Genomic DNA, 13,688 nt, shown 5'->3' with positions numbered 1-13,688 from the left:
TTGTTATAGCGCGAGGGTTCGCGCAGGGTCGAGCACCGTCAGCTCGCCCTGGAGTTGGTCGATGCGGCGGGCGAGCGTGGACCTGTCCGCGTCCTTGCGGTTGCTCATCGCCTTGAGCGCCTTGATCAGTTGGCGCTTCACCTCAAAGGCGAGCGCCGGCTCCCAGCGTACGAGCGGCACCGTTTGCGTGGCGGCATCGAGTTCGGTCAGCAGCGGCAACGCGGCATCAGTGCGGCCTGCGTGATCAGCGATGCGTGCCATCACGAAACGTTGCAGATAGCGCTGGCGTTCGGTCCTTAGGCCGGGGAGCGCTTCCAGCCACACGAACGCGGCCTCGAGGCTTTGGCTCGCGGCGAGATCTCTCGCCTGTGCCTCGATCTCGGGCCAGTCACCGGTCGCATCGTTGTCGCTGTCGGTCGAGACCGGTAGTGGCGCGACCGTCTCGCCCGCTTCGAGGTTGCGTACGACCGCGTGCCGGGCGATCCATTCGAGCGTGGTGTCGTCCGCGAACGGGGTGCCGTCGTTGAAGGCAAGCCGTTCGACGCCGGGCAGGCGTTCAAGAAAGAGCGCGAAGTCAGCCCGCAACAGTTCGCGCCAGGCGTGATACGGTGCGCCGACATGGTCGAGCGCGACGTGCTGGAAGTACTGGAGGTCGAACCACAGGTGATTCACGCCTTCCATGAATGCGCCTTCGACCCGTTCGAGCAGTTCGTGCCAGTGCTTCTGCAACACGAGCCGCTTCATCTGCTGGCGCAGTTCAGCGCGCGGGGGGACGAGGCGCGTGCGGAACTGCACGTCGGCGGGCGGCACCTCGTGCAGCGTGTCCCAGCGCACGCTGCGCACGAGCCGCACTGACGGCAGGTAGCCGTTTTCCTGATCGCGCAGCCATGTCGCCATCGTGCGCGCCTGATCGAGCAGATCGCGCGTTGAAGACACGGTGCCTGTTGCCTTGCCCGTGGCGCCTTGCGCTGCCTGCTGGGGTGAGTCCGCATCCTGATCGGCACTGCGCGACGACTCGCCGTTGCGTTCAAAGCGTGCGACGAGCGGCTGCAGGTTCGGACGCGCCGCTTCGGGCCACTCGCCGGTACGCATGACGAGCAGGTCGAGCGCCGCGATCGCGCGCTCAAGGTCTGCCGGCACGAACTCGCCCCGGCTTTCGAGCAGATCGACCATGCGCGTGGTCGCGAGTATCTCAAGCGCACCCTTCTTCGTTTCGGCACGTGCCGGCAGCAGCGCATCGCCAAAGCGATCGACCAACGCCGCGATCAGTTCCAGGCCGTCCGCAAAGCCCGCCGGTCCGTCCTGGCGTAATCGCGCGAAGGTGTAGTAGCCGGCCACGCGCAGATCCTTGCCCGTTTCTCTGATCAACTGCTCGCACGAACGCACGATCAGGGCGTCATCTATGTCCCCGAGCTTCGCGGCTTCGTCCTTCAGTTCGAAGAACGCGTCCTCGTAACCGGGATCGCGGCCGCAGGGATGTTCCCCGGGAAATGGCACGAGCCACGACGACCAGATGTCGGCCCGTGCGGGAGGCAACGAAGGAGCCGGGTTCGTGCCCAGCAGATTCTTGACGAAATGAGTCAGCACCGGTTGACCTCAATAAACAAATGCATCGGCCAGCAGACCATTCGCGCGGGTCACTCCCGCTTTCGACCGGCGTGCCCGGGGGGGCTTCGAATCGGACAGCGGCCTGCCCTCGCTGGATTCCATCGACGTCGCCGTCACCGCTGCCGCCTCGCTGGCCGCAGGCTTTGCGCGGCTTTCCGTGACTTTAGGCGTGACCTGCTGGGCCTGCTTCGGTGCACTGACCGTTGCTGCCGGATGGGGGCTTGTATTCAGAGAGACGGTGTCAGCGTTGCCGATCTGGCTGATGCCGCTTGGCCAGCCCGAGGGGAGCGGCACCTCCGCAAGCCTTGCTGATTCCAGCATCGCTGCCGGCAGTGGCGGAAGCCCGCTGAGCGCCTGCCTCTGGGCGCCGTTTGGCTGCCCCGTCAGGAAAATCCGCTGCGGCAGGGAGAAGTGCCGGAGGGCGAGCACGTCGAGCGGCCCCGCCCCGGCTTCGCTGCGCAGTTGCACTTTCAGCGGGATGCCCTGACTCTGGTCCGGCGTCCAGGCAAGCAGATAGCGCGCGTTGTCCTGCGACGTGACCGTCGCGCGTTCGAGCAGCCGGATCAGCCCGAACCGGCCCTGCGTATCGAGGGCCGAGCGCAGGCCACCGTCCTGCGTTTGCCATTCGATGCGCGAGATGTTCTCCAGTGTGTCGCCCGGCCAGATGAACGGCGCCCACTCTTCCTTCTGGTTGAAGTAATGCAGCTCCCGACCCGACAGCACGAACTTCATGTCGGTGACGCCCGGCATCGACACTGCGCGCAGTTCGAAGCGCACGCGCGCATCGCCAGATGGAAAGAGCGAGGTCGACACGCGCATGAGCATGTTCAACGCGGTGAGGAAGGCCGGGTCGATCGTCAGCGAGTTATGGCCTGATCCCTGCGCGGCTACCCAACGGTCACCCTGGCGCTCGACGACGCCCGCAAGCTGCGTTGTTACGAACTGGGTGATTACGCCACTGTCGGGACGCATGAAGCGGGCCATTTCAGGTAGCGAGGCATCGTTGTCGGAGTCGGCGAACGGGTAGCGGCCACCGAAGCTCCGATTCCAGTCGGTGAGAATGCCGGTGCGCCAGGTGTCGTTCAGGCTCGAGGCCGCCGGCTGTAGCACGACCTGCCACGTCTGATCGAGCGGCTGCTGGAACAGGTCGCCGAAGCCCGCCCATTGCTGGCCTAGACTCGCAGCCACGCGGCTTGCGTAGTCGCGGCTGTCGGCGATGTCTGAGGTCTTGCCCTGCAGCACGGCTTGTGCCGCGGCGCGTGACATTGCGTCCGGGTCGTTGCTCATCATGATCTGCTGCAGCTTCAGGCGCATTGCGGTTACGCGTTCCAGGAAACGCGCAAGGCTCAGATCGCCTGTCGCGGCCATCTGCACAGAGGCCTTGCCGTTGCTGGCGCTTCCGGTGGCCAGATCGCTGCCCGTCAGCCGCAACAGGGGACCGAAGGCGGCAGCGAGCGGTGCAACGTTTTGCGGCTGGGCAACCTTCGAGGGATCCTTTTCGTCGGTACCGACGAGTTGTTGCGCCTTGCTGAGCAGCGTGTCCGAGAGCGATTGTGTCGTTGCGCCGGCGCCAGCCTGGTACACAACGACATTCATCAACGCGACGAGCGGCGAGCGTTGCGGATCGCCGAGCAGCGTCAACTGATCGACCGTGCCGGAGAGCGTTGGTGTCGGCTGCCAGCGGATGTTGTTTAGGAACTCCTGCCATGCGCGTGCGTAATCGTCGAAATAGCGTTGCCGTAGCTCGGCTTTCAGCGACGCCGTCGCTGGCGAACTGGTGCGGGTGTCGGACAGTACCCAGTCTCCGGCGACGCTGCTCTGTTCGCTCGCCTCGTCGATTGCTTTCGAAATCCGTTCATCCCAGGCTGCGCGTGTGAAAACGCCCGGTACGGTCGCTGTTGTGCTGAACAGCCCCCGACTGCTGGTGTCGCCCAACAGCGTCGAAAGGGACACCGGCGGATACTTGGGCTTTGCGTCATCGATGATTTGCTGATAGAGGGTGTCAGTCGAGTTCTGGATGCCTCTCACGCCGATGACCGTCTGTCGCGTACCGCCGACGAGCGATGCGTCAGCGATGATCACGAGCGACGTGCCGATGGCTGATACGCGTTGTCCGAGGTGGTTCGCGTAGAACACCACGAGATGCTGACGCAGATCCTGCCATGCTCCTTCGCTCAGGGTCGAGTCGACCGGGCGAGTCGGCTCGCCGGTAGCGAACAGTTGCGGCGTGAGGAATTTCGCATCGGCATGTTCAGGCTTCGCGAGCATCAGGTACGTCTTTAGCGTGTCGTACGCCGACTTGATCTGTGCAGCCCCGCCGCTCGCAATTTCCGCATCCGACAGGGACGCGAGCTGCCGCAGGCGCTCTTCAAGCTTCGCGCGTATGGGAGTGACGACAATGCTGCTTGCTCCCCTTTCGTAGCTTGGCCACAGCATAGCGAAGAGTGCCGCGCCGCGGTTCAGACCGAAGCGGGTGTACCAAGGTGCGCCGTCGCGCTGGCGGACTTCGAGGGTGTCGAGCTGCTTTTGCAGGGCGTCGAGGGCTAACGCGGCCTGGGTAGGGTCTTGTATGGTCGAGAGGTTCGAAGCCGTGTTGGCGGCGCCCGCAATCGCCGAGCGGTTCGTGAAGCCCGACAGCATGGTGCCCGCGATCCATAGGCCAACCAGCGCGGTCGCTATCCACGCGGCGGTCGTCGAGAACGAGAAGCCGAAGCGGCGGCCGTGGATGTGGCGGCTGTGCTCAGCGATCGTCTGCCAGACGCCACGGGGGACGGCATGTTCCTCAACATGGCTCTGTGGGCCGTCAACGGTTGCATCGTCATTCGTTTTTTCCTCATCCCTCGCGGCGTCAACAGCCGTTGCAGTGCGCTCCTTGAAGAGGGGGGCAAATAGTACGCCATGCACGGCACTGCGCCAGATACGCGACTGGCCAATCTGCACGACTAGTTCGGATAACAATCGCTCATATCGCGCGATGTGTTCGGACAATTCTCCCGCATACCGGTCTGTCCGATCTTTCGTGAGACGGACGACGCCCGCATCAGCCAGATCGGTCGAAAGAGCACGCAATGAGCCGTAGATCTCTTCCAGGCGGGTCCGCGCGTTTGACCACGTACAACCGATCACCTCGTCCGGCCCGGTGGTGTCGATGCCGAAGTCCGTCGCATTCAGCAGATAAGCCGGCGCAGCCCAGCGCAGTGCACGGGCATGGCGCGCAAGCCGCTGCGCTGTGCGCTCCCCGTCTAATGGCTGGCTGCCCGAAGTCTCTGTCCGCACGACCCCCACGATGGCGTCAACCGGGCGACGCCGGCGCAGACGGCGGATCTGGTCGAGCCACGTTTTGTCGAATCGCTCACCAATCTGGTTTGCGTACAGGAGCACGGTGTTGCCCGCGATTGCGTACCCGGCCGCGGTCAGGCCTGGCGCCAGTCTCTCGACAAGCGGCTCGTCTCCAGCCACCACGACCCAACGGTCGCGATATCGCCAGCGCCAGCCGTGGCGGTCCTGCAGGGTCATGCGGAGGCTGTCGAGGCGATTCGCGACAAGAGCACTGTTCTGTTGTCCTCCGGCACCGACTCTGGCCATGGGATCGCGTTGATACCGGTCCGGCTTGCGACCCGGTGCGTGTCTAGCGGCGAACCGCCATGCCGCGGAGAAGTGAGCGCGTAGAAGCACCAAAAAGGCACCCACCATAACCACACCGCCAATGCGACGGAAAGGCGAGGGGTCGAGGCTGGCACCGAAAAAGTAAACGAGAATCACGCCTGTCGCCGTGGCGGCGATAACGAAAATCCAGTATCCCGAAATCTTGCGTCCACTCATGCTCTGGATTCCGCTTCACCTGCTGGTGTCATTGGTTGTGCAATAGCGAGCCGCAACGATCCTTCCCGCCATGCGATTAGTTGGGGCCCGTTGGTTTGCGCTGCGTGTTCAATTGCAAGGGCCGTCGCGAGCCATCCGGCGGCAATGCCGGGGCAACCCAAAGCGACGTCGAGGTCATGGATACCGGCAAAGTCGTCGGCCTTTGCAAGGCCGAGTGAAAGATCCGACGCGCTGTTGATCAACGCCGGTTTGTCATTTTTTTCCAGTCCAGCTTGCCAAAGATTGTTGATCTGGGCCGCGTCCGCTTTGCCCCAAAGCAATGCTTTCGATATCGCGCCGTTTAATGGCAAATCGCCCGTCTCGACCGGCCGATGCAGCATGCCGAGCGGCCTCAGGCCACGTCGCTCCGCCAGCGGCGCCCATCCCAGCAGGATTGCAACCGCGGCTTCCGCGCTGTTTTCGGGCGGCTTGTCGTGCAACTGGACAGAAACAAACAAGGTGAACTTTTCGAGCGTAGGGCCGCCTTTAATGTCCAGCCACTCGTCGAGCGCCATCACTCCCTGATCACCCGAAAGCAATGAAGCTGGCGCAGAACGGCGTTCAGCCTGGCGCCAGCACGCTTTCCACAGATCAAGCAAGCGCTTCTTATCAATATTTTCGGGCAAATGGAGGCGAACGTTCAGGGGTACTGTGCAGGGAATTTCGGCTAGGACTTTAGACATCTGCTCAAGCAGGTCGACGAAACATGCACGATATCGTTCGGGATCCTTGTCTTTGACCGAGACTTTCACAGCAGTGTGTCGGATCGCCTTACCACCAGAGTGCGGCGTTACTGCAGCGAGAGCTTTCTCTCCGAGAACGATTCGGCCACCCGCATTGGCCCGGCCCAGCGCACTGATATAGGCGAACCCAAGCACAGCAAGAGGTTCCTGCGCGAACCGTAGCGCGGTAGCGCGATCCACCTCGGTTGTTTCTTCTTCCGCGCGGAGTCGATCGTTCTCTTCATCAAAATAGTGCAGACGTAGGCCAAATGCGATACACCACGCCAGGGCAGGGAGCACAAGCAGCCGGGTCCAGAACCATAGCGAGCCAGTTGGTTCAGTCTTAGGCCACAACAACAAGGTGCTAACGACCCCAACCAGCATAAAAACGACGAACAGCGTCAGCCACACGAACGGACGAGGTGGCGTGGGCGTCGCTCCACCGAGCTTGGATACAGGAAGTTCTACCGCCATGACTTACTCTTCAGATGAGGCTTGAGATCAACCGGCACCCGCACATGGCGCGGTAGCCATGTCGCGCGAGCGGCACACCGTCGTCGGTCGTTGACTCATCGCCATCGATGATCAGGTTGGGGCGCACTTCGGGATGCTTTGGGCAACTGACCTCATCTCCTTTGCGCGCAAGGGGGCGCCCGTCGTAGTCCATCGTCAGCGACGCACTGATGACCTTGCCGCCGTGGTCCGTCGCATCGCCTAGGCGAATAAGTTCTGCCATGATTTTTTCTCTTCAAATAGCTATACAAAGTGACGAGGTGTGCGGTTCACACCGTGACAGACAGGCTCGCTTCAAGGCGACGTCCGGTTTCCGTTCCCGTTCAGACGCATCGCATCGGGTCTCAAGCGGATCGAGGGAATCATGGCATCCCACAGTGCCATCCCTTCCTTGGGTGTTAGAGAGCTACTGACGTACGTCCCGGCATCCGGTCCTCTGACTAGCTGTCCGCCCGTGTGAACATTGACAGAGAGATACGGCCGCACGAGCGCGGGATCAGAGCGCATCGATTCCGCGACGAGCCAAAGCAGCGTATCGTCGTGTTCATCAGTGACCCGCGCTATCCATTCGTGCCCTCTCATTCCACCCAGCGCCACATCTCCGTTGCGAAGCACATGAATTTGCGAATAATCGGCTGCGTCCTTTACGCGCTGCGCCAGTTGATCATCAGGTTGATCTGGCGTGAGCCCCTTGCTATAGGCGGTTAGGAGAAGGTCTGGGTGTTTGTCGATCGTCATATAGCTATCCCCCTGTTCTTCGTCCTGGTCACTGTCGATCACGACCGGTCCGAGGCAGTAGCCCGGACCGGCTTTCTCAGGGGTGTCGTACGCGCGGATCTCGCGTGCGATCTTTAACAGTCGAGCAGCCACCTGCTCCGGCGACTCTACCTTGCCCCCTGGCTCGAAGCGCCCCGCATCGGGGACTCCCTCATAAGAATCGGCAGTTAACACGAGTTGTGTTGTTCCCACCAGCAGGTGCAATTCATGTTTGCTGCCGGCCGCGCTTTCGATCGAGTCCTGCTTCCTCAGGTAGATCGTGTGATCGTCAATTACTCTGTACTCGAGCAACATGGACTTTTTTGTCTTCCAGTTCTTGTCATCCCTGTCAGTCTTTTCGGCCTCAGCGTCTAATGTCGCTCTCATCGACGCCATCGTGCTGTCAGGAGATTCGATTGAAACATCGACTGTCTTGAAGCTCTCATCGAGACCGTAAAACAACTTGACACGCCCACCAATTTTTCCCTCTTTCGGGATGCCCATCACGAACCGACCCATGCAGACCGTTCTCATGTTCGAGGTCAAGTCTTCGATCACTTTCTTCTCCTTGGCGGTGGGACCACATCCCAGCAACATTGCAACGACGATGGAGGCCATTGCTATGGCGGAGACTCGTCTCATGCGCCCGACTGTGCCGCGATTTTCTGCAGCGAGTACAGCGTGACGAGGTGTGCGGTTCGACCATGACAGACAGGCTCGCTTCAAGGCGACGTCCGATTTCCGTTCCCCTTCAGACGCATCGCATCCGGTCTCACGCGGATTGAGGGAATCATGGCGTCCCACAGGCCCATCGCTTCCTTGGGCGTTAGAGAAGAACTGACGTACGTCCCCACCTCGGGCCCACGAGTCAGCTGCCCCCCTGTATTGAGGTTGATATTCAAATACGGCCGCATCAGCGCTGGATAAGGACGCATCGATTCCGCCACAAATTTTAGTAGCGTGATGTCGTCATGGTCGCTGTCCGTCCTCCGAGCCAACCACTCGTGTGCCTTCATTCCTCCCAGCGTTGCATCCCGGTTTCGAAACACGTGGATTTCCGGGAAACCTTCGGTAGCCTTAACACGCCGCGCCAATTGATCCGAAGGTTGATCTGGCACGAGTCCTCTGCTATAGGTTGTCAGGAGAAGGTCCGGATACCGGTCGAGGGTCATGTAGGCGTTTCCCTCTTCTTCGTCCTGGTCACTGTCGATCACGACTGGCCCAAGACAGTAGCCCGGTCCCGCGTTCTCAGCGGTGTCATGCGCACGGATCTCGCGTGCGATCTTTAACAGTCGAGCAGCCACCTGCTCCGGCGACTCCACCTTGCCCCCTGGCTCGAAGCGCCCCGCATCGGGGACTCCCTCATAAGAATCGGCAGTTAACACGAGTTGCGTTGTTCCCACCAGCAGATGCAATTCGTGTTTGCTGCCAGCCTCGCTTTCGAACGAATATTGCTTTCTTAGGTAAATGGAATGATCGTCAATCGCCCGATGCTCGAGCAACATAGACTTTTTTGTCATCCAATTCTTGTCACTGTTCACCTTCCCCGCCTCAGCGTCTACTGTCGCTCTCATCGTCGCCACCGTGCTCTCGGGCGCTTCGATCGAGACATCAACAGTTTTGAAAGCCTCGTCCAGGCCGTAAAACAGTTTGACTTGTCCATTAATTTTCACGTCGTGCGGAACGTTCATCAGGAACCGGCCAACACAAACCGTCTTCATTTTCGAGGTCAAGTCTTCGATCACTTTCTTCTCCTTGGCGGTGGGACCACATCCCAGCAACATTGCAACGACGATGGAGGCCATTGCTATGGCGGCGACTCGCCTCATGCGCCCGACTGTGCCGCGATTTTCGGCAGCGAGTACAGTGCGACGAGGTGTGCGGTTCGACCATGACAGGCAGGCTCGCTTCAAGGCGACGTCCAGTTTCCGTTCCCCTTCAGACGCATCGCATCCGGTCTCAAGCGGATCGAGGGAATCATGGCGTCCCACAGGCCCATCGCTTCCTTGGGCGTTAGAGAAGAACTGACATACGTCCCCGCCTCGGGCCCACGAGTCAACTGCCCCCCTGTATTGAGGTTGATATTCAAATAAGGCCGCATCAGCGCTGGATCAGGACGCATCGATTCCGCCACAAATTTTAGTAGCGTGATGTCGTCATGGTCGCTGTCCGTCCTCCTAGCCAACCACTCGTGCGCCTTCATTCCTCCCAGCGTTGCATCCCGGTTTCGAAACACATGGATTTCCGGGAAACCCTCGGTAGCCTTGACGCGCTGCGCCAATTGATCCGAAGGTTGATCTGGCACGAGTCCTCTGCTATAGGTTGTCAGGAGAAAGTCCGGATACCGGTCGAGGGTCATGTAGGTGTTCCCCTCTTCTTCATCCTGGTCGCTGTCGATCACGACCGGTCCGAGGCAGTAGCCCGGACCGGCTTTCTCAGGGTTGTCGTACGCGCGGACCTCGCGTGCGATCTTTAACAGTCGGGCAGCCACCTGCTCCGGCGACTCTACCTTGCCCCCTGGCTCGAATCGCCCTGCCTCGGGGACTCCCTCATAGGAATCGGCGGTTAGCACGAGTTGCGTCTTTCCAACCAGCAGATGCAATTCGTGTTTGCTGCCAGCCGCGCTCGTAAGCGCACCATATTGCCGCAGGTAAAGCGTGCGATTATCGATCACACGATAGTCGATCAACATCGACCCCTTGGTTTTCCAGTTCTTGTCACCCTTGTCGATCTTCTCGGCCTCAGCGTCTACCGTCGCTCTCATCGACTCCACCGTGCTATCGGGCGCTTCGATTGAAACATCAACAGTCTTGAAACTCTCGTCCAAGCCGTAAAACAGCTTGACACGTCCACCGACATTTCCGTCTTGTGGGACGTCCATCATGAGCCGACCCATGCAGACCGTTTTCATGTTTGAGGTCAATTCTTCGATCACTTTCTTTTCCTTCTCAGTGGGACCGCATCCCAGCAACAATGCAACCATCACAACAGTTACTGCTGCTTGGAGGGTTCGTCTCATGTATCCGCCTTAGCCTTTGAGGCGATCTTCTGCAGTGCATACAGCGTGACCAGTTGTGCGGTATGGTCTTGATAGGCTGGCTCGTGCTCGATGCCGGTCAAGCCGAACTGCTGCTTAATCGATGCTCCACCACTATGAACGGGGAATGCTCCCGAGTTGGCCGGCACCGTACCGTCGCCGCCGCCGTCCTGTTTCGCACAAACGAGATCCCAATAGCTCGTATTCACAACATTGGGACTCTCCAAACCTGGTAGCACCGCGATCCCCCCTCCCACATGAAGCGGATTAACCCCTTCATCTCGTACGGCGCCAAAACCCATATTACTTACCTGTTGAGGTGTCGGTGGCGTCTTCGCGTCGGGAGGAAGCATGCTACGCTTCAGTTTCCAGTGCACGCCCGCGAAGCTGGGCACGTCCTTGTCTTTCCCGTAGAAGACGTAGGTACTGGGGTGATAGGCGTCCTTTATGGAGTCGTGGAAATCCTTGGCAAATTTGAGGTTCCATGAATATGCGCCCCATTTCAGGCCAGTCCCGCCTTGAGGAGCCAGCCATTCCTTGCGGATCAATCCCCACCACCGGTCCTCGCGCATATAGATGTCTTGGTACGGGTCACCCGTACCAGGTTCGCTCGCTACGGACTTTCCCGACGGCCCGTCAATGGTGAGCCACCCGGGACGGTACTGAGCTGTTGGCAATAGCTGTAGCGCTCCCGGTGCCTGTGCGAAAACGGCCGTAATCTCGGGCCCGGTGTACCCGATCGTGCGAGCTCCCACGTGAGCCTTGAGTTTGTCGTTCGGGTGCAACCAGGAAGGTTGACTCTCGTCTGCCATGCCGACCTTGCAACGCCGATACGCCACCGGGGCTCCGATAGCCGGCATCACACCGTGAACGATACCCGCGATCAACTCGTGCACGCCGTCAAGTTGCTGACAGGCCCGCGCCACCAGACCGCCCATCGAGTGCGTCACCAGTACTACCTGCGAACAGCGCGACTTGCGCCTGTTGTTTTCCTTGATCACCGCAACAATTCGATCTTTCAAATGCTGCGCTGCCACGATATTGTCGTCTAGCCAGTTATAGCCGCACGCATACACTGGCATCCGAAACCGTGCGCGTGCGATCAGATCATCGGAATACAGATCAGCAGAGCCCTTCTCAGCCAGCTTTGACAACCCGTCAAGCTGACGCATAGACATGCAGATGCCGCCTGTCAACGGCGGGACGTCGCGCGAGTGACCCGGCACGGGAGTGGCGCTAACAGCAACATAAGAAAACTGCGGCCATTTCGCCGGGTTAAAACCCTGACCATTGAGAACCTGCTCAAGCCAAACCAGAAAGCCACTATAAGAAGTCTCGCCAACCTCCCCCCAGCCACGAGCCGTGTACGATTTCGGATCGTAAACTGATCCCGCTGGTTGTTTCGGCACAGCGCCGCCCGGGTCCACCTCCACCTTCGCAGGATCCAGCACCTTCTGACGTTCTCCAGAGTTCTTCCCGGACATGTCCCACACAAGTTTTCCGGGCGCTCCAACAAAACCGTCCAGCCTCCACACCGGAGTCTTCTGCTCTGTATCACGCAAATTCGATCCCATAATGCCCGGCACAAAGATCACCGGTAGCACGTGGTCCGGCGGCAATTCCAGGATGACCGGATCGGCGAATCGAGTGGAGGTCAACTGCCAGCGGAACTCATGCCCTCCGTCAGTCCCAAGGCCGCCAGGCGCGTACCTCGCTTGATCACTATCGCTCATGACGCGATCCCTCCATTGGATGAGTTAGGAAAGCGAATGCGCAGACCTTCCACAGATACGCCTTGCTGCAGGCCGATCAAGCCTTCTGCATCCGTGACGCCATGAATCTCGCCGCCGTCGGCACGGGTCAGGATGTACGCCCTGTTTTTCGCAGCTTCACCGTTGGGCAACTGGACGCGGAAATGTTCATTGAAGGGGGTTCCCTCCCACCCGTTCGCTGCAAGGGATTGCGTTTGAGGTCCTTGCTTGCCCCAGTACGCGCATTTCTCAAGTATGTCGCCCGGAGTGCCGTTTTCGATACGTTCGGCATTGATCCGGATGTACGATCCCCCTGCGCCGATCCAGACCTCCTTGGCCGCGGTCAACACAAGCCTGCCGTCTGTACTGCTGATAGTGATGTCCTTCAGCGCAGCCAGTGCCATCTCATCGCCCTGCGCCTGGATCTCCACCTTGCCCTTCGCTGCGAAGATCTTTATGCCGGACTTTTGAGCCAGGAACGACAACAAATCACCCGCAGCGACCGTGAGGCGCTTCATGACGCCGACGTCGGCATTGCCGCCAGCGGTCGCAATCAGGTTCTGCTCCGCGCTCAGTTGCAAATGCCCGCCTGAGACGATCCCGACACCAGCCGGCGCGCTCACAAGGATCCCGGCTTTTTTAAGGTCTTTGAGCGTGTCCTCAAGGAGTGCCTTTTGCTGCGTATAATCAGCGGCGACTGCCTGGGCAGCCTCGGCCGCGTCAGCAAGGGCCTGCATCTGCTGCAGTGCCTGCTCGAAGAGTGCTATGCCCGGCTCCATGTCAAGCTGCTGACCGGTGGCTCCGGGTTGCGCTTCGGCTGACACCAGCACACCTTTCGCACCCCGTACCGCCACATGTTCGTCGGTGCGCAGCTCCGCGCCTTGTCCTCGCTCCTTGCGGTCACCGTCGACCATGTGCCCCAGGTTCAGCTCACTGGTCTGGAACGGCGTGGTCAGATGGATGTGCTCGTGGCCTTCCCTGTCCTCCATGCGCATCTCGTTCTGCGCGACGGTACGGATAAGGTTACGGGTGTGGTTCAGGTTGTTGACCAGATCCGGATGCAGGCTGTCGTGCATTGCCCCGATAATCACGGGTCGATCCGGATCCCCGTCGGTGTGAATCACCGCCACCTCCGCGCCGTCAATCAGCGGAAAGTGATGGCCGTAGTTGTCACCGCTGTACGGCTTCGCAAGCCGCACGGGGCGGCTCGTGCCGCCCGGACTCCACGTATCGAGGTCGAACGGCAGCCGGATCACATACCAGCCTTCCTCCGTCAGGTACGCCCGCGTGTAGTCCCCGGGCGATGTGATGCGTGCCGGCAGGATGCCGTTGATGACCGGTCGCGCGGCCGGAATGACCGGCGTACGCCAGACCCGGTCGGACGGGATCGCCGTAAACGTATTCGAATACGCCTGCTTGCGGCCACCACTGGATGAGACA

General features: G+C 60.3%; 9 protein-coding genes. All 9 read right to left on the bottom strand.

All coding sequences use genetic code 11. The features are described from left to right. Positions 1–3: 3 nt before the first annotated feature. The gene (gene tssA, locus KHO31_RS24040; protein WP_236555790.1) at positions 4–1,584 is read right to left on the bottom strand and encodes a type VI secretion system protein TssA; all 1,581 of its coding nucleotides are present in this window, start codon (positions 1,582–1,584) and stop codon (positions 4–6) included. 12 nt (positions 1,585–1,596) lie between these two features. After that, positions 1,597–5,430 (bottom strand): ImcF-related family protein, encoded by a 3,834-nt coding sequence (locus KHO31_RS24035; protein ID WP_211624273.1) that lies wholly within the window; start codon positions 5,428–5,430, stop codon positions 1,597–1,599. Beyond that, positions 5,427–6,665, bottom strand: a complete 1,239-nt coding sequence (locus tag KHO31_RS24030; protein ID WP_201082340.1) for a hypothetical protein — start codon at positions 6,663–6,665, stop codon at positions 5,427–5,429. Before KHO31_RS24030 ends, KHO31_RS24035 begins: the two co-directional genes overlap by 4 nt. 10 nt (positions 6,666–6,675) lie before the next feature. Further along, positions 6,676–6,927 (bottom strand): PAAR domain-containing protein, encoded by a 252-nt coding sequence (locus KHO31_RS24025; protein ID WP_201082338.1) that lies wholly within the window; start codon positions 6,925–6,927, stop codon positions 6,676–6,678. A gap of 71 nt (positions 6,928–6,998) precedes the next feature. After that, the gene (locus tag KHO31_RS24020) at positions 6,999–8,078 is read right to left on the bottom strand and encodes a T6SS immunity protein Tli4 family protein (RefSeq protein ID WP_211624272.1); all 1,080 of its coding nucleotides are present in this window, start codon (positions 8,076–8,078) and stop codon (positions 6,999–7,001) included. Positions 8,079–8,182: 104 nt separating this feature from the next. Then, positions 8,183–9,265 (bottom strand): T6SS immunity protein Tli4 family protein, encoded by a 1,083-nt coding sequence (locus KHO31_RS24015; RefSeq protein WP_211624270.1) that lies wholly within the window; start codon positions 9,263–9,265, stop codon positions 8,183–8,185. A 104-nt stretch (positions 9,266–9,369) separates the two neighbouring features. After that, a complete protein-coding gene (locus KHO31_RS24010; protein ID WP_211624268.1) occupies positions 9,370–10,479 on the bottom strand; it encodes a T6SS immunity protein Tli4 family protein in 1,110 nt (369 codons plus the stop codon). Next, the gene (locus KHO31_RS24005; protein ID WP_211624266.1) at positions 10,476–12,230 is read right to left on the bottom strand and encodes an esterase/lipase family protein; all 1,755 of its coding nucleotides are present in this window, start codon (positions 12,228–12,230) and stop codon (positions 10,476–10,478) included. The genes KHO31_RS24010 and KHO31_RS24005 overlap by 4 nt, the downstream gene beginning before the upstream one ends. Beyond that, positions 12,227–13,688: DUF2345 domain-containing protein (locus KHO31_RS24000; RefSeq protein WP_211624264.1), on the bottom strand; the 1,462-nt coding region annotated here is incomplete at its 5' end. The genes KHO31_RS24005 and KHO31_RS24000, both read right to left, overlap by 4 nt.

Source organism: Paraburkholderia domus, assembly GCF_905220705.1.
GTDB lineage: Bacteria > Pseudomonadota > Gammaproteobacteria > Burkholderiales > Burkholderiaceae > Paraburkholderia > Paraburkholderia domus.
The sequence above is the reverse complement of the archived record's forward strand: the minus strand, read 5'-3'. Positions and strand labels throughout refer to the sequence as shown.